At 60.0% G+C, this 24,926-nt stretch carries 23 protein-coding genes and 1 tRNA gene; 15 read left to right on the top strand and 9 right to left on the bottom strand.

The genetic code is table 11. From position 1 onward, the window contains the following. Positions 1-342: 342 nt before the first annotated feature. Positions 343-522, bottom strand: a complete 180-nt coding sequence (locus ACO77H_RS20635; RefSeq protein WP_169955165.1) for a PA3371 family protein — start codon at positions 520-522, stop codon at positions 343-345. 11 nt (positions 523-533) lie between these two features. After that, positions 534-758: a hypothetical protein gene (locus tag ACO77H_RS20630; protein WP_432754510.1), complete on the bottom strand. Its 225-nt coding sequence runs from the start codon at positions 756-758 to the stop codon at positions 534-536. A 320-nt stretch (positions 759-1,078) separates the two neighbouring features. Between ACO77H_RS20630 and ACO77H_RS20625 the strand changes: the two genes are divergently transcribed. Both ACO77H_RS20625 and ACO77H_RS20620 read left to right on the top strand, forming a co-directional pair. After that, positions 1,079-1,155: transfer RNA gene (locus ACO77H_RS20625), tRNA-Arg, on the top strand. 375 nt (positions 1,156-1,530) lie between these two features. Continuing rightward, complete coding sequence (locus ACO77H_RS20620; protein WP_169955172.1) at positions 1,531-2,910, top strand: MFS transporter; 1,380 nt, start codon at positions 1,531-1,533, stop codon at positions 2,908-2,910. A gap of 60 nt (positions 2,911-2,970) precedes the next feature. Here the strand turns inward: ACO77H_RS20620 and ACO77H_RS20615 are convergent, their stop codons facing one another. From ACO77H_RS20615 to flgA, 4 genes are all read right to left on the bottom strand, one after another. Next, a complete protein-coding gene (locus ACO77H_RS20615; RefSeq protein ID WP_169955173.1) occupies positions 2,971-3,720 on the bottom strand; it encodes a flagellar brake protein in 750 nt (249 codons plus the stop codon). 95 nt (positions 3,721-3,815) lie between these two features. Further along, positions 3,816-4,283 (bottom strand): flagella synthesis protein FlgN, encoded by a 468-nt coding sequence (locus tag ACO77H_RS20610; RefSeq protein WP_170043774.1) that lies wholly within the window; start codon positions 4,281-4,283, stop codon positions 3,816-3,818. A 48-nt stretch (positions 4,284-4,331) separates the two neighbouring features. Then, positions 4,332-4,649, bottom strand: a complete 318-nt coding sequence (flgM, locus tag ACO77H_RS20605) for a flagellar biosynthesis anti-sigma factor FlgM (protein ID WP_057960432.1) — start codon at positions 4,647-4,649, stop codon at positions 4,332-4,334. A gap of 140 nt (positions 4,650-4,789) precedes the next feature. Continuing rightward, positions 4,790-5,554 carry a flagellar basal body P-ring formation chaperone FlgA gene (gene flgA / locus ACO77H_RS20600; protein ID WP_432754509.1) on the bottom strand — a complete coding sequence of 255 codons (765 nt, stop codon included), beginning with the start codon at positions 5,552-5,554 and terminating at the stop codon, positions 4,790-4,792. An 81-nt stretch (positions 5,555-5,635) separates the two neighbouring features. On the opposite strand from flgA, the gene ACO77H_RS20595 reads away from it, so the two are divergent. The 8 genes from ACO77H_RS20595 to ACO77H_RS20560 all read left to right on the top strand — a co-directional run bounded on the left by ACO77H_RS20595 (position 5,636) and on the right by ACO77H_RS20560 (position 12,955). Further along, positions 5,636-6,568, top strand: a complete 933-nt coding sequence (locus tag ACO77H_RS20595) for a chemotaxis protein CheV (protein ID WP_169955176.1) — start codon at positions 5,636-5,638, stop codon at positions 6,566-6,568. A 43-nt stretch (positions 6,569-6,611) separates the two neighbouring features. Beyond that, positions 6,612-7,439: a protein-glutamate O-methyltransferase CheR gene (gene cheR, locus ACO77H_RS20590; RefSeq protein ID WP_057439687.1), complete on the top strand. Its 828-nt coding sequence runs from the start codon at positions 6,612-6,614 to the stop codon at positions 7,437-7,439. A 203-nt stretch (positions 7,440-7,642) separates the two neighbouring features. Further along, entirely contained in the window at positions 7,643-8,530 is an 888-nt protein-coding gene (locus ACO77H_RS20585; RefSeq protein WP_170056924.1) for a hypothetical protein, read from the top strand. A 236-nt stretch (positions 8,531-8,766) separates the two neighbouring features. Beyond that, entirely contained in the window at positions 8,767-9,174 is a 408-nt protein-coding gene (gene flgB / locus ACO77H_RS20580; protein WP_057439685.1) for a flagellar basal body rod protein FlgB, read from the top strand. A gap of 3 nt (positions 9,175-9,177) precedes the next feature. Next, a complete protein-coding gene (gene flgC, locus ACO77H_RS20575; protein ID WP_169955178.1) occupies positions 9,178-9,621 on the top strand; it encodes a flagellar basal body rod protein FlgC in 444 nt (147 codons plus the stop codon). A gap of 16 nt (positions 9,622-9,637) precedes the next feature. Further along, positions 9,638-10,369, top strand: coding sequence for a flagellar hook assembly protein FlgD (gene flgD, locus ACO77H_RS20570; RefSeq protein WP_169955179.1), 732 nt, complete (start codon positions 9,638-9,640; stop codon positions 10,367-10,369). A gap of 31 nt (positions 10,370-10,400) precedes the next feature. After that, a complete protein-coding gene (gene flgE / locus ACO77H_RS20565; RefSeq protein WP_169955180.1) occupies positions 10,401-11,720 on the top strand; it encodes a flagellar hook protein FlgE in 1,320 nt (439 codons plus the stop codon). A gap of 218 nt (positions 11,721-11,938) precedes the next feature. Then, a complete protein-coding gene (locus tag ACO77H_RS20560; RefSeq protein ID WP_170043771.1) occupies positions 11,939-12,955 on the top strand; it encodes a hypothetical protein in 1,017 nt (338 codons plus the stop codon). Between the two features lie 102 nt (positions 12,956-13,057). Here ACO77H_RS20560 and ACO77H_RS20555 read toward each other — a convergent pair whose 3' ends face one another. Next, complete coding sequence (locus tag ACO77H_RS20555) at positions 13,058-15,949, bottom strand: ribonucleoside-diphosphate reductase subunit alpha (RefSeq protein WP_170043770.1); 2,892 nt, start codon at positions 15,947-15,949, stop codon at positions 13,058-13,060. 848 nt (positions 15,950-16,797) lie between these two features. Between ACO77H_RS20555 and ACO77H_RS20550 the strand changes: the two genes are divergently transcribed. Continuing rightward, a complete protein-coding gene (locus tag ACO77H_RS20550) occupies positions 16,798-17,523 on the top strand; it encodes a response regulator (RefSeq protein ID WP_432754508.1) in 726 nt (241 codons plus the stop codon). Beyond that, positions 17,520-19,130 carry an ATP-binding protein gene (locus ACO77H_RS20545; RefSeq protein ID WP_170056927.1) on the top strand — a complete coding sequence of 537 codons (1,611 nt, stop codon included), beginning with the start codon at positions 17,520-17,522 and terminating at the stop codon, positions 19,128-19,130. The genes ACO77H_RS20550 and ACO77H_RS20545 overlap by 4 nt, the downstream gene beginning before the upstream one ends. A gap of 83 nt (positions 19,131-19,213) precedes the next feature. Here ACO77H_RS20545 and ACO77H_RS20540 read toward each other — a convergent pair whose 3' ends face one another. Then, complete coding sequence (locus tag ACO77H_RS20540; RefSeq protein WP_432754507.1) at positions 19,214-19,930, bottom strand: 4'-phosphopantetheinyl transferase family protein; 717 nt, start codon at positions 19,928-19,930, stop codon at positions 19,214-19,216. A gap of 148 nt (positions 19,931-20,078) precedes the next feature. On the opposite strand from ACO77H_RS20540, the gene ACO77H_RS20535 reads away from it, so the two are divergent. Together ACO77H_RS20535 and ACO77H_RS20530 are read left to right on the top strand one after the other, a co-directional pair. Next, entirely contained in the window at positions 20,079-20,756 is a 678-nt protein-coding gene (locus ACO77H_RS20535; protein ID WP_169955185.1) for a response regulator transcription factor, read from the top strand. After that, positions 20,753-22,099: an ATP-binding protein gene (locus ACO77H_RS20530; protein WP_170043768.1), complete on the top strand. Its 1,347-nt coding sequence runs from the start codon at positions 20,753-20,755 to the stop codon at positions 22,097-22,099. Before ACO77H_RS20535 ends, ACO77H_RS20530 begins: the two co-directional genes overlap by 4 nt. Before the next feature lie 105 nt (positions 22,100-22,204). Here ACO77H_RS20530 and ACO77H_RS20525 read toward each other — a convergent pair whose 3' ends face one another. Beyond that, positions 22,205-23,203, bottom strand: a complete 999-nt coding sequence (locus ACO77H_RS20525) for an AraC family transcriptional regulator (RefSeq protein ID WP_170043767.1) — start codon at positions 23,201-23,203, stop codon at positions 22,205-22,207. A gap of 334 nt (positions 23,204-23,537) precedes the next feature. Between ACO77H_RS20525 and ACO77H_RS20520 the strand changes: the two genes are divergently transcribed. Beyond that, positions 23,538-24,869 carry a dicarboxylate/amino acid:cation symporter gene (locus ACO77H_RS20520; RefSeq protein WP_432754506.1) on the top strand — a complete coding sequence of 444 codons (1,332 nt, stop codon included), beginning with the start codon at positions 23,538-23,540 and terminating at the stop codon, positions 24,867-24,869. Positions 24,870-24,926: the final 57 nt, after the last annotated feature.

Genomic DNA, 24,926 nt, shown 5'->3' with positions numbered 1-24,926 from the left:
GACAAGGTTTGCGGACAAATGTTCAACCTGAATTGCAAAGAGGCCGCATCATGCCTCAGATTTGCCGGTTCCTTGGCGTCAATTCTGTGACAAATATTGAACTGACTACAGGCTTTATGCCAGTACTCATTATCAAATTTGCGGACTGGTTAGAAAACTTTTCTGCGCAGTATTCGCAGCGCAGGCTCTCGATGCCCGAGGGTCTTGCGGCGCACATCCTATAGCAATGTGGCCTTTTGCCCTTATTTTTAAGACTAGTGGCAAATGGCCGATTTGCGCGCCCAGGCGACATAAGGTCGGGTGAGAGGTGAGGGGGGGGGGCGGCGGGGGTGAATCGGTTGTTCAGCGCAGAACCGGGTCGAACTTGAAGCGACGCCCGACAATTGCGGCAATCACCCACGCGCTGGCGAACACGGCGCAGGCGCCTAGGGAAAGGGTGTGCCAATCATTCGACGTGGCGCTGAGCCCCATGACGCCGGTGATGAGGGTCAGAATGAAAAACAGCCAGGTGGTCTTGGTCATGATCGGCTCGCTTAGAAAATCCAGTGCTCAGAAGTGCCGGCGGCCTGCGCGCCTTGTGCCAACTGAACAGAGGGTTGCCCATTGGCTGTCATCAGTGCCAGTTGCGCGCGTTGCTGGGTCTGGTGGCTGCCTGTGTGGCTGATCTGCGCTGCATCGCTATCGCCACTGGTCTGGAACTGGAACATCACCAGTACCGCCAGGGCCAGGGCATTCAGAAGCAGGAGGGTGCTGTTCATGGGTGTTTCCCCGTGTTCATGTGCAGGACAGATTGTTAAGGGTAAAGAGTGCAGTCATCGTGCCAGCTGCTATTTTGATAAAAATCCTTAAAAAACAGTATGTTAGATTGATCTCAAAAGTATGGCTCGTTGCAAGATGCAATGATGGCCTTTCGTGCTAGTGCATTTTGCACGATGGGTCTTGGCAGCCCTGTAGGCAGGAGGTGGGCGCGTTAACGGCTTACGCCTAAAAAGCTTGCGGACGACATGACAAAACTCACCTTGGCCGTTAACATGCACGCCGTCTGTCGCGACGCCATTTGGCCTTGCGCCTGTCATAAGTCCCAGTAGCTCAATTGGATAGAGCATCCCCCTCCTAAGGGGAAGGTTGGCCGTTCGAACCGGCCCTGGGACACCATTTGCAGTCTCACCTCTACCCTGGCCGAGACGCTGAAAAACCCCGATCAGAATGCTCTGGCGGGGTTTTTTTATGGGCGGCTGTTTTCTTGGCCGCTTGGCCAGTGCCTTTGGGCTGGCTGGCGAGATATATTGTTAAAACCTTGTACCTCGCCCCCGGTCTGGATGCGTCTGACACGTAGCTGAACAGCGAAGGAACTGTTGGGTGCCAAGTTCATCGAAGGCTGCATGCTTCGGTGATCCCGAGGTTGTGCCGCTTGCTGGATCAAAATGCCCCTGGGTGCCTGTGTAGTTGGGTGCCTGGGCTTAACGACGCTTCGCCCTCAGGCTATGCGAATTGCCTGACACCCACTGCAAGGAGCCGCTCGGAACGCCGATGCGCCAGATCTGGAAATCTTTTCGAGCCCTTTATTTCGCCTCCTTGATGATGCTGATCGGCTCCGGCCTGCTCAGTACTTACCTGGCCTTGCGCCTGGCGGCGGATAACGTCGACAGCCTATGGGTCGGTGCGCTGATGGCGGCCAACTATTTTGGCCTGGTGCTGGGTGGCAAGATCGGGCATCGCCTGATCGCCCGCGTTGGTCATATTCGGGCCTATGCCACCTGTGCCGGAATTGTCGGTGCGGCGGTGCTGGGCCATGGCCTGGTGGACTGGCTGCCGGCCTGGATCGTGCTACGGATAATCGTCGGCCTCGGCATGATGTGCCAGTACATGGTGATCGAGAGCTGGCTCAACGAGCAGGCGGATGCCAAGCAGCGTGGCGTGGTGTTCAGCGGCTATATGATCGCGTCGTACCTGGGCCTGGTGCTGGGCCAGCTGATTCTGGTCATGCACCCCCAATTGGGACTTGAGTTGCTGATGCTGGTGGCGCTGTGTTTTGCCCTGTGCCTGGTGCCGGTCGCCATGACCCGGCGTATTCACCCCGCGCCCTTGCATCCGGCGCCGATGGAGCCGCGCTTTTTTATCAAGCGCGTGCCGCAGTCTTTGAGTACGGTGCTGGGGGCGGGCCTGATCGTCGGCTCCTTCTATGGCCTGGCGCCGCTGTACGCGGCCCAACAGGGCTTGAGCACCGAGCAGGTCGGCCTGTTCATGGGTAGCTGCATTTTTGCCGGCCTGTTGGTGCAATGGCCACTGGGCTGGCTGTCCGATCGCTATGACCGCGCCTTGTTGATTCGCTGTTTCGCCCTGTGCCTGGCGGTGGCGGCATTGCCGCTGGCGATCATGACCCAGGTGCCGCTGGAAGTGCTGTTTATTGCCGGGTTCCTGTGCTCGTTGGTGCAGTTCTGCCTCTATCCGCTGGCCGTGGCATTTTCCAATGACCATGTCGAAGGTGATCGCCGAGTGTCGCTCACCGCGATGTTGCTGGTGACCTACGGGGTGGGCGCGAGTATCGGGCCGTTGCTGGCCGGCGTGGTGATGAAGCTGTTTGGCAACCAGATGCTCTATGCCTTCTTCAGCCTGTGCGCATTGATCCTGGTCTGGCGTATTCGTCCCAAGGCTGTGACCAACCTGCATCAGGTGGACGACGCGCCGTTGCACCACGTGGCCATGCCCGACAGCATGTCCAGTTCGCCATTGGTGGCAGCCCTCGACCCGCGGGTGGATGAGCAGGTGGTCCAGGACCAGATGCAAACCGCCGCGCCAGAGCCTGCGCCCGACGCAGAGCCGGAGATGGAGCCGCAGCCCGAGCCCGAGCCGCCGGAGCATCCTGACCCGGATGAACACCCGCATGACCTGAGCCGGGCCCGTCCCTGAAACAAAAAACGGGCAGTTCCCAAAGGAGCTGCCCGTTTTTTTGTGCCTGTGGTTTGGCGCTTACATGTCGTCGTCTTTATCGAACCGTCGCGCCTCGCGCTGCAGTTGGTAGACAAACCGCTCAACCTGGCGCTGCACCAGGCCGCTCATGTTGTGAAAGCGCACACCGGCAAAGGTGGTGTTGATCCTTTCTTCGAAGTGCAGGTAGCGCAGCTCCACCGCCGTGGTCATGCTGCCGAAGGGCAGGGCGGCGATAAAACGGTCGTAGACCTGGCCTAGTTGCAGGCGCTCGGAGATATCACCTTCAAAGCGCAGCTTGCAGCCGGTGGCGGAGATATCCAGCAGCTTGCCACTGATAGGCGCCTTGAGTTTCTCACCACCCAGTTCGATATTCACCAGTTGCGCCAGTTTCAATGCCGCGCGAAAGGCATTGCGGCGCTGATGGTAGACCACTTCTTCTGGCAGGCTGCCTTTATAGATGCGGTGGCCGTCCTTTGCACCGATGGTCAGCGGGCCATTGCTGTCCCAGGCCACGCGCACGCCTTCGTGAAAGCCTTCGATACGAAATGCTTCGCCATTCTCCAGATAGCGTTCACCTTCGGGCGGGATCATTTCGTCCAGGCTCAGGGTCTTGCTGTCCTTGTCGACATCCACCAGGTAGCTTTGGAAGCGCTGGTTGCGTTCGTGGAAGGTGATGATCAGCGGGTCGTGGCTCTCTTGCAGCAGCCGCAGGGTGCTGGCAATTTCCAGAGGGGTGGTGAGGACCTTGGGGGGCTGCGGAGCATCTTCCGCGCTAAGGGTGTTGAACACGGTTCTTCCATCTCCAGACAAAATACGACTACACGCAAGAACCGGCATTTTGCCAGCATGTGGCACGCCTTGATAGGGCGCGCAATAAACCGGCGTCAGGCTTGGCTGAGTGTGCTGGGCTTGACCAGCCGTGAGGTGGAGCCCTGGGCGTTATACAGTGCTGGAGGTTCGCCGCCATGGAGGATGCGCAGCTGGTTGGCGGTGGTGGCTTGCTGCAGTTGGATCGACTGGCCATTGAGCACATTGGCTTGCTGGCAGTTGATCAACAACTCATTGAGCGCTGCGCTCTGGGCCAGCAACTGGTCGCCGACCGACGAGTGGCTGGCCAGTTGCTCCAGGCCGCTGTGATCAGCGGGCAGGCCCAGGCTGAGCAGGATCTGGCTGCGTTTCTGGCCGTGTTGTTCAAGCAGGATGATCAACGATTGCTTGCGTGCCAGGATATCTTCCAGCAGGCGCATATCGCGGCCGCACAGGGCTACGAATTCGTCTTGAAGCAGCTCCAGCAGGTGTTGCGCGGGAGCCAGGTCTTCAGTGATCAGGTGCAGCAGATTTTCGTCGTGCATGGCTGGCCTTGGGTTTTAAGCGTCCAAAAGCCTGGCGCAGGCCTTGGCCTAGCGCTCGGCTTTGATGATTTTGCCGGCTAAACGGTCGTTGTCGATCTGATAGCTGCCATCGGCAATCGCCTGTTTCAACTCGGCCACGCGGGCTTTATTGACAACTGGCTGATCGCGCAGCGAGTCCGTGATCTTCTGCAACTGTTGAGCCTCGTTGCTCAAATGCACCGATTCGCCACTTTGGGTCGAAGCGGTTTGTTCTGCCTTGGCGGGCAGTGCCGGGGCCTTGGCTTCAACGCTGTCCTTGGCCGCGTTGGTACGCGTGCCGCCGGGCGTTGCCTGGGCGCTGTTCAATCGGCTGAAATCAATGACCATGTTAAAAAACCTCTGGGTATTTGGACGCTTGCCATGTTTTCGGCCATACCCGGACAAACTTTAGGCTCGATCGACAATAAACCTGTGTACAGCGTGATCTCGGCACAGTGTAGGAAAAGCCAGCGTCCCACGCCAGTGATCTATAGCGCGACCTCCACCTGGCCAGGCGCTGTTACCCGGGCCTTGATCACGCGCTTGGAGTTGAGGTTCTTCACGCGAATCTGTTCGCTCATCCCGCCATTGGCCAGGGCTTCCCCCGGCATTTTCACGTTCAGGCCGCCACTGCTGGCGGATATCACCACCTGGTCACCTTTGCGCACCACTTCTGCCTGTTCCAGGTGAACCAGGGTGATGACCTGGTCGGTTACCATTGGTCGGGTCAGTTTCTGCCCGACCGCCTGGTCCACGGAGGTGAGGTAGCCCTGGCTGATCTGGCTGATGTCCCGCTCGCGCAGGGCCACGTCTTCATAGCCGATGATGCCGGTACGCTTGAGCGGGCGAGTAACGGTCACTACGTCACGAAACAACCGGACCTGGGCCGGCACGAACACGGTCCAGGGCGAACTGCCGTCGCAGCGCACGCGCACGGTCACGCGACCAATGGGCTGGGCGGGGCTTTCCAGGGAGCCTGTCAATTCCTTGTCGCACATGGGCATGCGCAAACGCGGGTCCAACTGGTTGACCTGGATTTCATAACGGCCCGGTGTCTGGGTGCTCGCCAGATAATCTTCTACAGTGAACTCAAGAAAGCCTTGAGTGACGCCGATAAGCAGATCAGGCAAGGTGACGTTGTCGGCGCGGGCCTGGTGGCCTGCGCCCAAGGCAAGCAACGCCATCCAGGCGCAGAGTAATCTGCGGTACTGTGGCGAGCGAAGGCGTCGGGAAACTGTCGTTTTGATGTCCATGGCCAATAAAAAGCAAAGCGCGTGCCGTTTCGTGTTGGGGGCGCGTCGTACCCGTAAGTTTTGTAGCGTAGGAGTCTGGGCATGGCGGGTGTAATGGATTCAGTGAACCAGCGCACACAGCTGGTAGGGCAGAATCGCCTGGAGTTGTTGCTGTTTCGACTCGATGGCAAGCAGCTATATGGCATCAACGTCTTCAAGGTGCGGGAGGTGCTGCAATGCCCCAAGCTCACCATAATGCCCAAGTCCAACCCGGTGGTGTGTGGCGTGGCCAACATCCGTGGCTCGACGATTCCGATTCTTGACCTGGCGATGGCCACCGGTTCTGCCGGTTTGCAGGATCGCGAGAACCCGTTTGTGATCATCACCGAGTACAACACCAAGACCCAGGGTTTCCTGGTGCGCTCGGTGGAACGTATCGTCAACATGAACTGGGAAGAGATCCATCCACCACCCAAGGGCACCGGGCGCGACCACTACCTCACGGCAGTGACGCGGGTCGATAACCAGTTGGTGGAAATCATCGACGTGGAGAAGATCCTCGCGGAAGTGGCGCCGACGTCGGAGCATATTTCGGTGGGTGTGGTGGATGAGCAGACCCAGCAGAAGGCCGTGTCCCTGCGGGTGTTGACGGTGGATGACTCGTCGGTGGCGCGCAAGCAGGTGTCCCGGTGTCTGCAGACCGTCGGTGTCGAAGTGGTGGCGCTCAATGACGGCCGCCAGGCGCTGGACTACCTGCGCAAGCTGGTGGATGAAGGCAAGAAGCCGGAAGAGGAATTCCTGATGATGATTTCCGACATCGAGATGCCGGAAATGGACGGCTACACCCTCACGGCCGAGATACGCAACGACCCACGCATGCAAAAATTGCATATCATCCTGCATACTTCATTGTCCGGTGTATTCAACCAGGCAATGGTCAAGAAGGTCGGTGCCGATGACTTCCTGGCCAAATTCCGTCCTGATGACCTGGCATCCCGGGTCGTTGAACGGATCAAATCTGCAGATCACGGCTAGGGGCTTTCTCCCTGGCGGTCACACGAGTTAAGAGGCGGTTTCATTGTCTACGGGTAATTTGGATTTCGAACAGTTCCGGGTCTTCCTGGAAAAAGCCTGTGGCATATTGCTCGGTGAAAACAAGCAATACCTGGTATCAAGCCGTCTCAACAAATTGATGGAGCAGCAGGGCATCAAGTCCCTGGGCGAGTTGGTACAGCGCATCCAGGGCCAACCGCGCAGCGGGCTCAAGGAGATGGTGGTCGATGCCATGACTACCAACGAAACCCTGTGGTTTCGTGACACCTACCCCTTCGAGGTGCTCAAGAACAAGGTATTGCCCGAGGCCATCAAGGCTAGCCCTGGCCAGCGCTTGCGCATCTGGTCGGCGGCGTGTTCGTCTGGGCAGGAACCCTATTCGCTGTCGATGTCCATCGATGAGTTCGAACGGACCAATATGGGCCAGTTGAAGGCCGGGGTGCAAATTGTTGCCACTGACCTGTCCGGCACCATGCTGACCAACTGCAAGACCGGCGAATACGACAGCCTGGCCCTGGGCCGCGGCCTGTCCCCGGAGCGCCTGCAGCGTTACTTCGACCCCAAGGGCGCCGGGCGCTGGGCGGTCAAGGCGCCGATCAAGAGCCGGGTGGAGTTCCGCTCGTTCAACCTGCTGGACAGCTACGCCAGCCTTGGCAAGTTCGACATCGTGTTTTGCCGCAACGTCTTGATCTACTTCTCGGCTGAAGTGAAGAAGGACATCCTGCTGCGCATCCACGGTACGCTCAAGCGTGGCGGCTATTTGTTCCTCGGCGCGTCCGAGGCGCTGAACGGTTTGCCGGATCATTACCAGATGGTGCAGTGCAGCCCAGGCATTATCTACCAGGCCAAGTGATGGCTTGAGCCGAGCCGACGCAAAAGGGAGCCCCCAGGGGCTCCTTTTTTTTGTCCGGCGATCCTGGGGCGTACCCTGCTGGAACTGATGTTTCCTTCCTCACCACCCAGCATTGGGTGGGCAAATTCAGCCCGCCCAATACGAAAGGTCGTGTTTGCGACGGTGGGATTGACTCTTCGTCGCGCTCACCAGAAGGAGGGTGTATGGGAAACGTTTCATCAGGGTACGGTCCGCAAGGTGCACGGTTTGCATTCGATTCTTCAGTTGAACAGCGGCGTATCGATGATCCCTTGGCGGGAAGAGGGCAGGCAGGTTCAAGGCCTGTATTTGGCGCCCATGGCCCCAGGCCGCCGGGTATGAATTTTGTCTCGGGTAATCCCAGGGCTTCGAGCCAGCCTTTCAATTATGGCGCTTATCCATCCGGCGGTAATTCTGCCCTGGCTCACAACAATTTTTTTCCTTCCAATAGCGCGACGCCGGGGAGAAAAACCGCGGATATTTTTGGCGGTTTTTTCCAGAGTGAAAACGGCAACTGCGCCACTATTTCAGCCATCAAGGCCTCAATGCAGCGTTTTGGCCAGAAACCGACCGATATCTTCAAGGACGTGAAGAAAACCGCCAATGGCTACCATGTCACCATGCGGGATGGGAAAACCGTGGATTTGACCCGGCAGGAACTGCAACAGGCCACCCAGCACGCCGGGCTCAAAGGAAGTGATCCCGCGATGATCAAGGACGCCAGCTTTATATACGCCGTCAGTGCCAAGCGGGCGCAGAACGAAAACCACGAAGGATCAGGGCACAGCTATGCCAAGGCCTTGGACTCTCTTAAAAACGGGGAGTACACCAAGGATGTGTTTGTCCGGTTGGGCCTGAAGGATCATGTCAGACAGGGGACTTTGCGCGACTTGCAAAGTGGCATGGTGGGTACGATAGACAAGGATGTGGGCGGTGCCGGTACCGCGCACTCGATGGCGGTAATTGGGGGAATGGAGGAGCGCTGGGGCAAAGTGGGACAGCGAGCCACGGCGGGCAAGATTTCCGATGGCAGGGGGCACGAATGGAAAGAGAACGTATTGGTTCTGACTTGATGGCACTCCTCCAGGCCACCTCCGCAGGAACCGGCAATCCGGCTCCTGCCGCTTTCTTTAAACGGCAATGCCCATTGCCGCTTTCCTGACGTTTCGCGGAAAAGCGTTGCCGCTTTTGCGCCATTGCCGCCGGCAATGCCTGCCTAACCCCTTGATTTATTGGGGTTGATAAACCTGGCATGGGGCTTGCTATAACCCTGTTACGAAAAGCAGGTCAGCCCCTAAAGGTTTCCGCCATGAGCATCAGCTTCGATAAAGCGCTCGGTATCCACGAACAAGCCCTGGGCTTCCGCGCCCAGCGTGCCGAAGTCCTGGCTAACAACATCGCCAACGCCGATACCCCGAACTACAAGGCTCGGGACCTGGACTTTGCCGCCGTGCTCGCCGCACAGAGCGACAAGACCAAGAACGGCTCCTTCGCCTTGAACATGACCAATAACCGTCATATCGAAGCCCAGGGCCTGAGCAGTGGCGATGAGTCGCTGATGTATCGCACGCCGATGCAGCCGTCGATCGACCAGAACACCGTCGATGCGCAGCTGGAGCAATCGAACTACGCCGAGAACTCGGTGAACTTCCAGGCCAGCTTCACCCTGCTCAACAGCAAATTCAAAGGGCTGATGTCAGCCCTGCGCGGAGAGTAAGCCATGTCTCTATCCAGTGTTTTCAATATTGCCGGTAGTGGCATGAGCGCCCAGACCACGCGTCTGAACACGGTCGCCAGTAACATTGCCAACGCCGAGACAGTGTCGTCGAGCATCGACCAGACCTACCGCGCCCGGCACCCGGTGTTCGCCACCATGTTCCAGGCCGGTCAGAACGGCGGCAGCGATTCGTTGTTCCAGAGCCAGGATGCTGCCGGCCAGGGCGTCCAGGTGCTGGGGGTGGTCGAAGACCAGAGCAACCTCGAAGCGCGCTACGAGCCCAATCATCCTGCCGCGAACGAAAAGGGCTACGTGTACTACCCCAACGTCAACGTGGTCGAGGAAATGGCTGATATGATTTCCGCCAGTCGCTCGTTCCAGACCAACGCGGAAATGATGAACACCGCCAAAGCCATGATGCAGAAGGTCCTGACCCTCGGTCAGTGATAAGGGGCGCTAAAGCATGTCTGTCACTAACGATGTGTCGAATCAGTCGACGATCCAGAGTCTGTTCGACTCCAAGGTCAAGGATGCCAAGTCCACCCAGGGCAACCTGGCCGACACGGCCAAGGCGGCCTCGGGCAACCAGTCCCTGGGCAAGGATGCGTTTCTGCAACTGCTGGTTACCCAGCTCAAGAACCAGAACCCGCTGTCGCCCCAGGACAACGGTGCGTTCGTCGCGCAACTGGCGCAGTTCAGCAGCCTGGAAGGCATCAACACCCTGAACGACTCGGTGAACACCATCACCGGCAACTACAAGTCGTCGCAGGCGCTGCAAGCCTCGTCGCTGGTCGGGCGTTCGGTAATTATCGAAACCAACAAGGCCATGGTCGACACCAGCAAGAGCTTCACCGGCTCGGTCGCCGTGGGTTCGTCGGTGGGCAACGTCACCGTCAAGGTCACCGACAAGGACGGCAAGCTGGTCAAGACCATCGATCTGGGCGCCCAGAGCGCCGGCAAGTCGGACTTTATCTGGGACGGCAAGAACGAGGCGGGCGAGCAGCTGGATTCCGGCACCTACACCTTCGCGGCCAGCACCAAGAATGACGCTGGTGATTCGGTTGCCCTGAAAACCTCGCTGCCGGCCACGGTCACCAGCGTGACCTTGAGCCAGACTGGCGGCGAAATGCTGCTCAATCTTTCTGGCGGCATGGGCAGCATCAAGCTGTCGCAAATTCAGACTATCGGTACATAGAGCCGGCTAGATACGGCAAGAGGAGAGAAACATGTCTTTTAATATCGGCCTTAGCGGCCTCTATGCGGCCAACAAACAACTGGACGTGACCGGCAACAACATCGCCAACGTCGCGACCACTGGCTTCAAGTCGTCCCGCGCAGAGTTCGGCGACATTTATGCGGCGTCCCGCTTGGGCACTGGCAATAAAACCATCGGCACGGGCGTTAACCTGGCGGCGGTCTCCCAACAATTCACCCAGGGTGAAGTCAACGGCAGCGGTGGCGTGTTGGACATGGGTATCCAGGGCGGCGGCTTCTTCGTGCAGAAGGGTAGCGACGGCTCGCTGGAGTACACCCGTAATGGCTCGTTCCAGGCGAACAAGGACGGCTACATCACCAACAACACCGGCACCTCGCGCCTGCAGGGCTACGCTGCCGATGAAGATGGCAAAATCTCCAAGAGCGGCCTGACCGACCTGCGGATCAACCTGTCCAACTTGCCGCCCAAAGCGTCGACCAAGGTTGATTCCAGCAGCAACCTGAACTCCTCCAAGCCGGTGATCGACCAGACGACCAGCCCGTTTGATCCGACTGAAGCGAGCACGTTTACCGAGCAGTACGGCACCACTTTGTATGACACTCAAGGCAATGCCCATGAGATGGTGCAGTACATGGTGAAAACCGGCTCCAATACCTGGAAGTCCTACACCCTGATCGACGGACGCAATCCTGACGGTACGCCGGTCAAGGGCACAGGTGCGGTTGCGCCGGTGGCCTCCACGGTGACATTTGATACATCAGGCACGCTCAAGGGGATCGTCACTCCGCCAAGCACCGTATCCAACACCACCCTGACCATCAGCAACTGGAAGCCGGGCGTCATGGACAATGGCGTGTGGAACCCTGACAACGGGGCTGCTGCCAACCCGGGCGGTATTGCGATCAACATGTCTGATATCACTCAGTACAACTCGGCCAGCTACCGCAACCCGCCGATCACTGATGGCTATGCCACCGGCGAAATCACCGGGCTGAAAATCGACGGCAGCGGTGTGCTGTTCGCCACCTTCAGCAACCAGCAGAGCAAGGCCATCGGCCAGATCTCCCTGGCCAGCTTCAATAATGAGCAAGGCCTGCAGCCTGCAGGTGGCACCACCTGGAAAGAAACCTTCGCCTCGGGCCAGCCTGGCTACGATGCACCAGAAGCCGGGACCCTGGGCTCGATCGTGGCCAACTCCCTGGAGAACTCCAACGTCAACCTGACCAATGAGTTGGTGGACCTGATCAAGGCCCAGAGCAACTACCAGGCGAACGCCAAGACTATCTCCACCCAGAGCACCATCATGCAGACCATCATTCAGATGACCTGATGCGCTAGTGCTGCACAAGAAGCCCCTCCTAGGAGGGGCTTTTTTGTGGGCGTAGGAAAACCCAGCGCAGAGCATCAGGTAACGCGTTGAAATGCATGGGAAGGAACACTCCGCTCCTGCTTCGCCACTGATGGGGCCAGAGCCCTGTTGGCTCACCAATCTTGGGAGGGCGGAGCATGGAGAGTCTAGGGTGGTCTGCACCAGGTACGGGGCGCGTGATGTTCACACCGGCTGCGGCACCGACGGTGTTGCCTGCCGTTGGGCCTGCTGGCGAAGCGTCGACGGTCAAGACGTTGCTCAGCCAACTGTTCGATGCCGAGCAAGCCGGCAAGACCCAGACGGTGCAGGATCTGCGCGACAAGTTGAATGATCTGCGCCAGAAAATGGGTGACGAAAAATTCAAGGAGGCGCTAAACAAGCTGGGCGAGAGCGCGGATAGCAAGTTTCTTGAGTTTCTCAAGCGGATGCTGGACGAATGGTTTCCCAGTGATGACGTAGCGCCACCCAGCCCGCCATCGCCAAGAGGTGGCGGTGGCGGCGGTGGAGGCGGCGGTAGAGTGAACCCTGCGGGGTTTGGCCCTGCCGAAAAAATGTCCGATAAGCCTTATACCAACGGGAGGAATTATTTCAACTACAAGCCTGATAACAGCAACCCCGGGCAAAAGCCGGGAACCGGTAAAGAGTCGGGCAATATCTGGAGTGGTTTCAAGCAAGGGCCTGACGGCAATTGTGTGACGGTTTCCGCAATAAAGGCCGCCATGATGCGGTATGGCAAGGAGCCTACGGATGTGTTCAAGGAGGTTAAAGGGGCGGGCGATGGCTATGACGTGACGATGCGCGATGGATACAAGGTTCATTTTTCCAAGGAAGAATTCAAGGAGGCCGCAAAGGAGGCCCGATTCGAGGGAGATGATCCTTCGATGATAACGTCCGCCAACTTCATATTTGCCGCGAGCGCCAAGCGGGCCCAGATGGAAAACAACGATGGTAAGGCTGCGCGCAGTTTCAAGGATGCCATCAAGACCCTTAACGATGGAGAGTACTCGCGAGAGGGTTTGGACCGCATAGGGCTCAAGGGGCTTTACAGGCAGGCGACCGATGCCGACTTGAGGAACAGCAAGGTCGGGACGGTGGAGTACGGCGGCCATTCGATGGCGGTGATTAACGGCCGCATTGAGCTGTGGGGGCAGCGAGGCGGTGTGCCTGCATCGGGTATAGCCACCGTGTTGATCTAGTCTCGTACGAGGGTTTTTCCGGGCAAAAGAAAGCCCCCGATACACTTTGGGTGTATCGGGGGCTTTTCAGCCTTGGAGGGTTAGCCCCAGGGCGGGCTCAGCTTATTGGCAAGCTTCGCAATCCGGCTCGTCAATCGCGCAGGCCTTTGGCACTGGCGCCGGACCGGCTGGAGCAGCCAGCACCGAATCATCACCGTGGTTGCCGCTGGATACAGCGTTCAGCTTACCGGTGTTGATGGTCGACTTCTCGGTGCTGGTCGCGGCCAGGGCACGGAGGTAGTAGGTGGTTTTCAGGCCACGGTACCAAGCCATGCGGTAGGTCACGTCGAGCTTCTTGCCCGAAGCACCGGCGATGTACAGGTTCAGGGACTGGGCCTGGTCGATCCACTTCTGACGACGGCTGGCGGCGTCAACGATCCACTTGGTGTCCACTTCGAAGGCCGTCGCGTAGAGCTCCTTGAGTTCTTGCGGGATGCGCTCGATCTGCTGCACCGAACCGTCGTAGTACTTCAGGTCGTTGATCATGACCGAGTCCCACAGGCCGCGGGCTTTCAGGTCGCGGACCAGGTACGGGTTGATCACGGTGAATTCGCCCGACAGGTTCGATTTCACATACAGGTTCTGGTAGGTCGGTTCGATCGACTGCGATACGCCAGTGATGTTGGCGATGGTTGCGGTCGGTGCGATGGCCATGATGTTGGAGTTACGAATACCTTTCTGCACACGGGCACGTACCGGCGCCCAGTCCAGGGATTCGTTGAGGTCAACGTCGATGTACTTCTGGCCACGCTGCTCGATCAGGATCTGTTGCGAGTCCAGCGGCAGGATGCCCTTGGACCACAGCGAACCCTGGAACGTCTCGTAGGCGCCGCGTTCGTCGGCCAGGTCGCAGGAAGCCTGGATCGCGTAGTAGCTGACCGCTTCCATGGACTTGTCGGCGAATTCGACCGCAGCGTCCGAACCGTAGGGAATGTGCTGCAGGTACAAAGCATCCTGGAAGCCCATGATCCCCAGGCCGACCGGACGGTGCTTGAAGTTGGAATTCTGCGCCTGTGGCACCGAGTAGTAGTTGATGTCGATAACGTTATCGAGCATGCGTACGGCGGTGTTGACGGTGCGTTCCAGCTTGGCGGTGTCCAGCTTGCCGCCCACGATGTGGTTCGGCAGGTTGATCGAGCCCAGGTTGCAAACGGCGATCTCGTCCTTGTTGGTGTTCAAGGTGATCTCGGTGCACAGGTTCGAGCTGTGGACCACGCCCACGTGCTGCTGTGGGCTGCGCAGGTTGCACGGGTCTTTGAAGGTCAACCATGGGTGGCCGGTTTCGAACAGCATCGACAGCATCTTGCGCCACAGGTCTTTGGCCTGGATGGTCTTGAACAGCTTGATCTTGCCTGGGTACTGGGACAGGGCTTCGTAGTACTCGTAGCGCTCTTCGAAGGCCTTGCCGGTCAGGTCGTGCAGGTCTGGTACTTCGGACGGCGAGAACAGGGTCCACGGGCCGTCATCGAAGACGCGCTTCATGAACAGGTCAGGGATCCAGTTGGCGGTGTTCATGTCGTGGGTACGACGACGATCATCACCGGTGTTCTTGCGCAGCTCGATGAACTCTTCAATGTCCATGTGCCAGGTTTCCAGGTACGCACACACTGCGCCTTTGCGCTTGCCGCCCTGGTTTACCGCGACGGCGGTGTCGTTCACTACCTTGAGGAACGGCACGACGCCCTGGGACTTGCCGTTGGTGCCCTTGATGTACGAACCCAGTGCACGCACCGGAGTCCAGTCATTGCCCAGGCCGCCGGCGAATTTGGACAGCATGGCGTTGTCGTGGATCGCGTGGTAGATGCCCGACAGGTCATCCGGCACGGTAGTCAGGTAGCAGCTCGACAGCTGTGGACGCAGGGTGCCGGCGTTGAACAGGGTCGGGGTCGACGACATGTAGTCGAAGGACGACAACAGGTTGTAGAACTCGATGGCACGGTCTTCTTTGTTCTTCTCTTCGATCGCCAGGCCCATGGCCACGCGCATGAAGAACACCTGCGGCAGTTCGAAGCGGATCCCGTCCTTGTGGATGAAGTAACGGTCATACAGGGTTTGCAGGCCCAGGTAGGTGAACTGTTGGTCACGCTCGTGGTTGATGGCCTTGCCGAGTTTTTCCAGGTCGAAGGTGGCCAGGATCGGGTTCAGCAATTCGAATTCGATACCCTTGGCGATGTAGGCAGGCAGGGCCTTGGCGTACAGGTCAGCCATTTCGTGGTGGGTAGCGCTCTCGGCGACTTTCAGGAAACCCAGGCCTTCGGCACGCAGGGTGTCCATCAACAGGCGGGCGGTGACGAACGAGTAGTTCGGCTCACGCTCAACCAGGGTACGGGCGGTCATCACCAGGGCGGTGTTGACGTCGGTCAGGGCCACGCCATCGTACAGGTTCTTCAGGGTTTCACGCTGGATCAGGTCGCCGTCGACTTCTTCCAGGCCTTCGCAGGCTTCGGTGATGATGGTGTTCAGGCGGCCCAGGTCCAGGGGCGCGAACGAACCATCAGCCAGGGTGATGCGGATCGACGGGTGAGCTTGCACGGCTTCGGCGGACGGTGCGTGTACGGCACGTTCCTTGGCACGCGAATCACGGTAGATCACGTAGTCGCGGGCCACTTTCTGCTCGCCGGCACGCATCAGGGCCAGTTCGACCTGGTCCTGGATTTCTTCGATGTGAATGGTGCCGCCCGAGGGCATGCGACGCTTGAAGGTCGCGGTGACTTGTTCGGTCAGGCGGGCAACGGTGTCGTGGATACGCGACGAAGCGGCAGCGGTGCCGCCTTCAACTGCAAGAAACGCTTTGGTGATGGCGACGGTGATTTTGTCATCGGTGTAAGGAACGACAGTGCCGTTACGCTTGATCACGCGCAATTGGCCGGGCGCGGTGGCGGACAGATCCATATTCGAATCAGCGCCCTGCGGCACGGAGCCTTGCGGGTTCTCGCGAGTTGTGTCGGTTTGCATGGGGGGTTGTCTCCACATTCTATATTTATTTGGGCACCATCACGGTGCCCACCGTTCCGTCCTGAAGCACTTACAACAGGCCTTGGCCTGGCATAACAACCTCGGGACAGGAGGAAGGGAGCTGTTCGCGCCGCTTCCATGCCGAAGTCTTCGGCGCCGAGCCTTGGGCTCTTTGCCGTATTCCTGAGTGGGTGTGGTTCGTATTGCAACACCCGTACCGCTTTCTCCCCTTCGGGCTTGAAAACAGCAGCCATCCGCGTGCGCGGTTTGGGCTTTCGAAAAAGGTTTAAGTTCCACCAAACAGGAGCAAGAAAGCACTTGAGTTTCTTGTCTGATTTGTGTTTGGTCTTTTCGCTTGAAACCCTACATGTAGGGTTTTTTTGGCGACGAGGTACAAGATAATGCGTTTTGGGGGGCTTAGCAACGCACTACCTGTGGATAACGCTGTGGGTAAAATGTGTATGAAAGGTAGAACCACCGTGTAGGCCGCAGTACTGCTGCATCGCACCGTTTGTCACCGAATATTCCAAGCTGAAAACACCCGGTTGGATTTTTGCGGGCGCGAACCCTATCACAAAAAAACGCGATCACCGAATGCATTTCCTGGCTTGTGTTTGAGGGTTGGGCCATGGCTACAATCGGCCTTTTATTCCTACACGGTTATGCCCTTTGTGCATGACAAATTAGGTATGGCTGGCGAAGATCCAAATGTGGGGGCGGGCTTGCCCGCGATAGCAGTGTGTCAGGCAACATATCTACTACTGATCCACCGTTATCGCGGGCAAACCCGCTCCCACATTTGGAACTGCGCAGTCCGGACAAATCCCTTATAAAAACGAGGACCACCCGTGGAGCAAGAAGCCTGGCAGGTACTGATTGTCGAGGATGACCAGCGTCTGGCTGAGTTGACCCGTGACTACCTGGAAAGCAACGGCCTGCGGGTCGCCATAGAGGGCAACGGCGCCCTGGCGGTGGCGCGGATCATTGCCGAGCAGCCGGACCTGGTGATCCTCGACCTGATGCTGCCCGGCGAAGACGGCCTGAGCATCTGCCGCAAGGTGCGCGAGCGCTACGACGGGGTGATCCTGATGCTCACCGCGCGTACCGACGACATGGACCAGGTCCTGGGCCTGGACATGGGCGCCGATGACTATGTATGCAAACCCGTGCGCCCGCGCCTGCTGCTGGCGCGGATCCAGGCCTTGCTGCGGCGCAGCGAAAGCGCCGAGCCCGCCGCCGCGGAAAAACAGCGGCGCCTGCAATTCGGCCCGTTGGTGGTGGACAACGCCTTGCGCGAAGCCTGGCTGCACGACGACGGCATCGAGCTGACCAGCGCCGAATTCGACCTGTTGTGGCTATTGGTGGCCAATGCCGGGCGCATCCTGTCCCGGGAAGAGATCTTCACCGCCCTGCGCGGGATCGGCTACGACGGCCAGGACCGCTCCATTGACGTACGCATCTCGCGGATCCGCCCGAAAATCGGCGACGACCCGATCCATCCGCGGTTGATCAAGACCATTCGCAGCAAAGGCTACCTGTTCGTCCCCGAAGCTTGCGCCGATATGCTGTCGTGAACTCGATCTTCCTGCGCATCTATGGCGGCATGTGTGCGGCGCTGATCCTGGTGGCTCTGCTCGGCGTCCTGGCCCTGCATCTGCTCAATGAGGTGCGCAGCGGCCAGTACCGCGAGCGCCTGGCCCACGGCACGTTTGCCCTGATGGGCGACAACCTGCAACCCATGAGCAGCATCGAGCGCCAGCGCGCCCTGGCGGTGTGGGAGCGTTTGTTGGGGATTCCCTTGCAATTGCAGGCGGTGGCGGATGCCCGCCTGGACCTGAGCCAGCGCAATCGCCTGCAGCGTGGCCAGGTCCTGGTGGAGCAGACCGGGCCCCATGCGGCCCGGGTGTTGCGCCTGGTCAGTGAAAAAGAGCAACTGCTGCTCACCGGCGAAGTGCAGCAGATCAGCGAGCAACTGGCCCGGGCCACCATTTATTTGCTGGCCGACGAACTCGTGCGGTTTCCGGTGGCCGAGCAGCCGCAACGGTTGGCAGACCTGAAGGAGGCCAAGGGTTTCGGCTTTGAAATGCACCTGCTGAAACCGAACGAAGCCGACATGGACGAGGACCAGCGGCGGCGCGTGGCTGAAGGCGACACGGTGATGGCCCTGGGTAAGGGCGGCGACTCGATCCGCGTGTTTGCCGGCATGGTCGGCACGCCGTGGGTCCTGGAAATCGGTCCGCTGTACCAGATGAACCCTTACCCGGCGCAATGGCTGGTGCTGATCGCCTTGATCGGCCTGACCCTGATCGGCCTGATCGTGTATTTGCTGGTGCGCCAGCTGGAACGCCGCCTGCGCGGGCTGGAAGCGGCCGCCACGCGCATCGCCAAAGGCAACCTGGAAGCCCGGGTGCCGGCGCGCGGTGCCGACTCGGTAGGGCGCCTGGCATCGGCCTTCAACGGCATGGCCGAGCACTTGCAGCGCCTGCTGGCGATCCAGCGCGAACTGGTGCGCGCGGTGTCCCACGAACTGCGCACGCCGGTGGCGCGCCTGCGTTTTGGCCTGGAGATGATCGGCGAAGCCGCCACCCCCGAAGCCCGGCGTAAATATATGGAAGGCATGGACAGCGATATCCAGGACCTCGACGGCCTGGTGGACGAGATGCTGACCTATGCCCGCCTGGAGCAGGGGTCGCCGGCCTTGAGTTTCCAGCGGGTCGACCTGAGTGCCTTGCTCGACCAGGTGATCGGCGAGTTGGCGCCCCTGCGGCCGGGGATCGACGTGGCGCGGGGGGTGTGCCTGTCATCGGCGCACCTGGACGGGGCCTGGGTCGATGCCGAGCCGCGCTATCTGCACCGCGCCCTGCAAAACCTGGTGAGCAATGCCATGCGCCATGCCCAGTCGCGGGTGCTGATCAGCTACCAGGTGGGCCAGGTGCGTTGCCGTATCGATGTCGAAGACGATGGCCCAGGGGTTCCGGAAAGTGCCTGGGAGCGGATCTTTACCCCCTTCCTGCGCCTGGATGACAGCCGCACCCGGGCCTCGGGCGGGCATGGCCTGGGCTTGTCGATTGTGCGGCGGATTATCTACTGGCACGGCGGGCGGGCGTTGATCAGCAAGAGCAACAATCTGGGTGGCGCGTGTTTCAGCCTGAGTTGGCCTCGGGATCAGGACAAACCTTGAGACCGACATCCCAGGCAAGCCCCACATTTTGATGGGTGAACACCGTCAAATGTGGGAGCGGGCTTGCCCGCGATAGCTATCTATCAGGCGCCGATAGCCACCACACTCAACAACTGCCCCTCATGCACCACAAACTGCGCCTCCAACTCCTTGCCATAACACCACTCACTGGACAACTCCGTCAGCAACCGCAGGCGCAGCGAGCCTGTATCAGACCACTCCAGCACCTCGGCATGCTCAAAATAGAAGCGCTTGTGCACAATCGGGTAGAGCGCCTTGAACAGGCTCTCCTTGGCCGAAAACGTCAGGGTCACGCACTGCGCAATCTGCTCCCGTGGCCCGGCGGCCATGCGTTGCATCTCATCGGCGGTCAGGATTTCCCCGGCCAGGCGCTCGGCCCGTTCCAGGGGCAGCAGGTTTTCCAGGTCCATGCCCAGCCCGCGCCATTGCGCCTTGTGCCCGACGATAGCCGCTGCATGCCCCGTGCTATGGGTGATCGAGCCGCTGATATGAGCGGGCCAGACCGGCGCGCGGTCCTCACCGATGGCGGGGATGCAGTCCAAGCCATCGAGCCGTTGCAAGGCACTGCGGGCGCACAGCCGTCCGGCCAGAAACTCCGCCTGCCGCTTGGCCACCGAACGCTGGATACTGGCCGGTGGCGGCACGGCGCAGCGCTGGAAGTCACCGGCCTCGAGCAGTTTGGGTTCGAAACGGGTGCTCAGGAACACCGTGCCGGGCAAGGCGACGGGCAGCGGCCAATGATCATCAAGTGGGGTGCAGCAGGCGGGTATCAGGTTCATGGCGGCTATTCTGCACGGGGCGGCACACACCTGGGTAGCCCGCCGGTTCAGACTGTGTTCAGTTCAACGGCCGTAAACTGCACAAGCATACCTTCAGGGCCGCTATGATGTTTCCCTGCGGGACAGTGGATTGGCCTTGGAGAGCGTTATGAAATTGCTGGTTGTCGAAGATGAGGCGTTGTTGCGCCATCACCTGTTGACCCGTCTTGGCGACAGCGGCCACGTGGTCGAAGCCGTGGCCAACGCCGAAGAGGCGCTGTACCAGACCGGGCAATTCAATCACGACCTGGCGATCATCGACCTGGGCCTGCCCGGCATGGGCGGCCTGGACCTGATCCGCCAACTGCGGGCCCAGGCCAAGACCTTCCCGATCCTGATCCTGACCGCGCGTGGCAACTGGCAGGACAAGGTCGAAGGCCTGGCCGCCGGGGCCGACGACTATGTGGTCAAGCCCTTCCAGTTCGAGGAACTGGAGGCACGGATGAACGCACTGCTGCGTCGCTCCAGCGGTTTTACCCAATCGACCATCGTCGCCGGCCCGCTGCTGCTGGACCTCAACCGCAAGCAGGCGTCCCTCGACGAACAGCCCCTGGCGCTGACGGCCTATGAGTACCGGATCCTCGAATACCTGATGCGCCATCACCAGCAAGTGGTGGCCAAGGACCGGTTGATGGAACAACTCTATCCCGATGACGACGAGCGCGACCCGAACGTGATCGAGGTGCTGGTCGGCCGCCTGCGTCGCAAGCTCGAAGGCCCGGCCGGGTTCAAGCCCATCGATACCGTGCGCGGCCTGGGCTACCTGTTTAACGAGCGCTGCCGTTGATCCGTTCGCTCCGTGTGCGCCTGATGCTGGCGGCCACCACCCTGGCCGTGTTGTTCATGCTGGCGCTGTTGCCGGCGATGCAGGGCGCGTTCAGCCTGGCGTTGCAGGATTCCATCGAGCAGCGCCTGGCGTCGGATGTGACCACACTGATCTCTGCCGCGCGGGTTGATAACAACCGCTTGCTGATGCCGGCGCAGTTGCCGGACGAGCGCTTCAACCTGACCGACAGCCGCCTGCTGGGCTACATCTATGACCGCGAAGGCCACCTGGTCTGGCGTTCGCGGGCGACCCGCGAAGAAAACATCAACTACCGCCCGCGCTACGACGGGCGCGGCAATGAGTTTGCGAAGATTCGCGAGGCCAACGGCCAGGAATTCTTCGTGTATGACGTCGAGGTCAAGCTACTGGGGGGCAAGAGCGCGGCGTTCAGTATCGTCGCCCTGCAACCGGTGCGCGAATACCAGGTGACCCTGGAAGGCCTGCGGGAAAACCTCTACCTGGGCTTCGGCGCCGCCTTGCTGGTGCTGTTGAGCCTGCTGTGGATCGGCCTGACCTGGGGCTTGCAGGCCTTGCGCCGGCTGAGTCAGGAGTTGGATGAAATCGAAGGCGGCACCCGCGAAAGCCTCAGTGAGCAACACCCACGGGAGCTGCTGCGCCTGACCGGCTCCCTCAACCGCTTGCTGCACAGCGAGCGCGAGCAGCGCACCCGTTACCGTGACTCCTTGGACGACCTGGCCCACAGCCTGAAAACCCCGCTGGCGGTGTTGCAGGGCGTGAGTGAAGACATGGCCCAGCGCCCCCAGGACCTTGAGCAGGCGAGGGTCCTGCAGTCGCAGATCGAGCGCATGAGCCAGCAGATCAGCTACCAGTTGCAGCGCGCCAGCCTGCGCAAAAGCGGCCTGGTGCGCCACCAGGTGCGCTTGCGGCCGGTGCTGCAAAGCCTGTGTGACACCCTGGACAAGGTCTACCGCGACAAACGCGTGCGGGTGTCTTTCGCGTTGCCGGAGCAATGCGACGTGCCCATCGAGCAGGGCGCCTTGCTGGAATTGCTCGGCAACCTGCTGGAAAACGCCTACCGCCTGTGCCTGAGCGAAGTGCGCGTGACCCTGGATGAAGGTGCCGATGGCGTGCGCTTGTGCATCGAAGACGACGGCCCCGGCGTGCCTCCCGACCAGCGTGCGCGGATCCTGCAGCGCGGCGAGCGTCTGGATCGCCAGCATCCGGGGCAGGGGATCGGGTTGGCGGTGGTCAAGGATATTATTGAGAGCTACGGCGCGCGGTTGACCCTGGGGGATTCGCCTTTAGGAGGCGCGGCGTTCAGGATTCATTTCCCGGCGCTGTGATCTTTGTTGATTCGCCGGGCGCATCGCAGGCAAGCCAGCTCCCACATTTAATTGTGTTTACACATCAAAATGTGGGAGCTGGCTTGCCTGCGATGGCGCCCGACCTCAACTCTCCTGCGCCCGATAAGCCCCCGGCGTCACCCCCGTCCACTTCTTGAACGCCCGATGAAACGCCGACGGCTCGGAAAACCCCAACTGCTCGGCAATCTCCTGCAACGACAGATCCGCCCGCCCCAGATGAAAAATCGCAATATCGCGGCGCAATTCGTCCTTGAGTGCCTGGAAGCTGGTGCCTTCGTCACGCAAATGCCGGCGCAAGGTCTGGGGGCTGATGTGCAGGTGCTGCGCCACGGCCTCCAGGTCTGGCCAGGGCGTGCGGTCGCGGCTCAGCAGGCGGCGTAACTGGCTGCGCAGGCTGTCGCCTTCGTCTGGCCGGGACAGCAGGTCGGCGGGTGAGCGTTCGAGGAAGAGCTTGAGGGTGCGCTCATCCTGTAGCAGAGGCAGGTTCAGGTAGCGGCAGTGGAACAGCAGGCTGCTGCTGGACGCGCTGAACACCAGAGGGCAGGGGAACAGCAGGTCGTATTCGCTGGCATGGGCCGGCATCGGGTAGCTGAAGGTTGCCTGCTCCAGGCGGATACGCTGGCCAATCAGCCAACTGCCGAGGCGATGCCAGATCACCAGCAGGCTTTCGCTCAAGAAATGATCCGGGTCCCACAGTTGCGAGTCATCCAGGCTCAGGCGCGCCATGTCGCCTTCACGGCTCAGGCGCCAGCGTGGCCCCTGGGGGAACAGGCTGTAGAACAACAGCCCGCGCTCCAGGGCCTTCTCCAGGGTGCGGCAGTGAATCAGTGCGTGGCACATCATGGCAAAGGTGCCGCGCTTGCTCGGTCCATCGGCGAAGCCCAGGTATTCGTCATCCAGGGCCAGCCACAACCGCTGCAACAGTTGCGTGAACTGCTCCGGCGCGATGCGCGCGCGGGGTTCTGCCAGCAGTTCCGGGGTAATCCCCAGTTGCTGCAACAGCGTCGAGCAGTCGTAGCCGGCCCGGCGCGCGCCGCCCAGGGCGGCGCGGGCGTAATGACTGGCGATGGTGCGTTCGCGCATGCAGGGGCCTCGTCCATTGAGTGGCCGATGGTAGCCATCGTGCTGTGGGTGGACAAGGCGGATATCCGCCAAATTGTAGGACGAGATCGGATCGCTGGGCGGATATCCGCCACCTGTCGTCATCTGCAAAACCACCGCTGATAGCCATCAACCCCCATGTTTTGCGGGCTCCAGGGCTTTTGAGGAAAGTGGCACGCCGTTTGCGATAGGGATTACAGATCTGCCAGCCAGCAGCTCGCCAAAACAAATCCCTCCAGTGCAGGAGGGTTCGCAATTCAAGTGTCGTGGGCAATGGCGGATATTTGCCCCACGGGACTCTTGAGGAAACTTTGCAATGACGACTCGTCAGCCGTTCTACAAAACCCTGTATTTCCAGGTAATCGTTGCCATCGTTATCGGTATCCTGCTCGGTCACTTCTACCCGCAGACCGGTGTGGCCCTCAAGCCATTGGGTGACGGCTTTATCAAGCTGATCAAAATGGTCATCGCCCCGATCATCTTCTGTACCGTGGTCAGCGGCATCGCCGGCATGCAGAACATGAAGTCGGTGGGCAAGACCGGCGGCTACGCGCTGCTGTACTTCGAAATCGTCTCCACCATCGCCCTGCTGATCGGCCTGGTCGTGGTCAACGTGGTGCAGCCAGGCGCTGGCATGCACATCGACGTTGCGACCCTGGACGCTTCGAAAGTCGCGGCCTACGTCACTGCCGGTAAAGACCAGAGCATCGTCGGCTTTATCCTCAACGTGATCCCCAACACCATCGTCGGCGCCTTCGCCAACGGCGATATCCTGCAAGTGCTGATGTTCTCGGTGATCTTCGGTTTCGCCCTGCACCGCCTGGGTGCCTACGGCAAGCCGGTGCTGGACTTCATCGATCGCTTCGCCCACGTGATGTTCAACATCATCAACATGATCATGAAGCTTGCGCCAATCGGTGCCCTGGGCGCCATGGCGTTCACCATCGGTGCCTACGGTGTCGGCTCGCTGGTGCAACTGGGCCAGTTGATGATCTGCTTCTACATCACCTGCGTGCTGTTCGTGCTGGTGGTCCTGGGTGGCATCTGCCGCGCCCACGGCTTCAGCGTCCTGAAACTGGTGCGCTACATCCGTGAAGAGCTGCTGATCGTCCTCGGTACTTCCTCCTCCGAATCCGCACTGCCGCGCATGCTGATCAAGATGGAACGCCTGGGTGCCAAGAAGTCGGTTGTAGGCCTGGTGATCCCGACGGGCTACTCCTTCAACCTCGACGGTACTTCGATCTACCTGACCATGGCTGCCGTGTTCATCGCCCAGGCGACTGACACCCACATGGACATCACCCACCAGATCACCCTGCTGCTGGTGCTGTTGCTGTCCTCCAAAGGCGCTGCGGGCGTGACCGGTAGTGGCTTTATCGTCCTGGCCGCAACCCTGTCGGCGGTTGGCCACCTGCCGGTTGCCGGCCTGGCGCTGATCCTCGGTATCGACCGCTTCATGTCCGAGGCCCGTGCCCTGACCAACCTGGTCGGTAACGCCGTGGCGACCATCGTCGTCGCCAAGTGGGTCAAGGAACTGGACACCGACAAGCTGCAAAGCGAGCTGGATTCCGGCGGTACCGGTATCTCCGAAACCCGCGAACTGGATGACCTGGGCGTGGCCGAAGGCCCGGCACCAGCGATCGAGTAAACGCTGGCGCAGTCCTGAAAAACCCATCTTCGGATGGGTTTTTTTATGGGCGCACGA

It is taken from the genome of Pseudomonas sp. WMBT8, from assembly GCF_050916005.1.
Lineage (GTDB): Bacteria > Pseudomonadota > Gammaproteobacteria > Pseudomonadales > Pseudomonadaceae > Aquipseudomonas.
The sequence above is the reverse complement of the archived record's forward strand: the minus strand, read 5'-3'. Positions and strand labels throughout refer to the sequence as shown.

Coding starts and splice junctions, on each gene's coding strand:
- ACO77H_RS20635 (WP_169955165.1), bottom strand. CDS start 522: ATGACCAAGACCACCTGGCTGTTTTTCATTCTGACCCTCATCACCGGC.
- ACO77H_RS20630 (WP_432754510.1), bottom strand. CDS start 758: ATGAACAGCACCCTCCTGCTTCTGAATGCCCTGGCCCTGGCGGTACTG.
- ACO77H_RS20620 (WP_169955172.1), top strand. CDS start 1,531: ATGCGCCAGATCTGGAAATCTTTTCGAGCCCTTTATTTCGCCTCCTTG.
- ACO77H_RS20610 (WP_170043774.1), bottom strand. CDS start 4,283: ATGCACGACGAAAATCTGCTGCACCTGATCACTGAAGACCTGGCTCCC.
- flgM (WP_057960432.1), bottom strand. CDS start 4,649: ATGGTCATTGATTTCAGCCGATTGAACAGCGCCCAGGCAACGCCCGGC.
- flgA (WP_432754509.1), bottom strand. CDS start 5,554: ATGGACATCAAAACGACAGTTTCCCGACGCCTTCGCTCGCCACAGTAC.
- ACO77H_RS20595 (WP_169955176.1), top strand. CDS start 5,636: ATGGCGGGTGTAATGGATTCAGTGAACCAGCGCACACAGCTGGTAGGG.
- ACO77H_RS20585 (WP_170056924.1), top strand. CDS start 7,643: ATGGGAAACGTTTCATCAGGGTACGGTCCGCAAGGTGCACGGTTTGCA.
- flgB (WP_057439685.1), top strand. CDS start 8,767: ATGAGCATCAGCTTCGATAAAGCGCTCGGTATCCACGAACAAGCCCTG.
- flgC (WP_169955178.1), top strand. CDS start 9,178: ATGTCTCTATCCAGTGTTTTCAATATTGCCGGTAGTGGCATGAGCGCC.
- flgD (WP_169955179.1), top strand. CDS start 9,638: ATGTCTGTCACTAACGATGTGTCGAATCAGTCGACGATCCAGAGTCTG.
- flgE (WP_169955180.1), top strand. CDS start 10,401: ATGTCTTTTAATATCGGCCTTAGCGGCCTCTATGCGGCCAACAAACAA.
- ACO77H_RS20560 (WP_170043771.1), top strand. CDS start 11,939: ATGTTCACACCGGCTGCGGCACCGACGGTGTTGCCTGCCGTTGGGCCT.
- ACO77H_RS20555 (WP_170043770.1), bottom strand. CDS start 15,949: ATGCAAACCGACACAACTCGCGAGAACCCGCAAGGCTCCGTGCCGCAG.
- ACO77H_RS20540 (WP_432754507.1), bottom strand. CDS start 19,930: ATGAACCTGATACCCGCCTGCTGCACCCCACTTGATGATCATTGGCCG.
- ACO77H_RS20535 (WP_169955185.1), top strand. CDS start 20,079: ATGAAATTGCTGGTTGTCGAAGATGAGGCGTTGTTGCGCCATCACCTG.
- ACO77H_RS20525 (WP_170043767.1), bottom strand. CDS start 23,203: ATGCGCGAACGCACCATCGCCAGTCATTACGCCCGCGCCGCCCTGGGC.
- ACO77H_RS20520 (WP_432754506.1), top strand. CDS start 23,538: ATGACGACTCGTCAGCCGTTCTACAAAACCCTGTATTTCCAGGTAATC.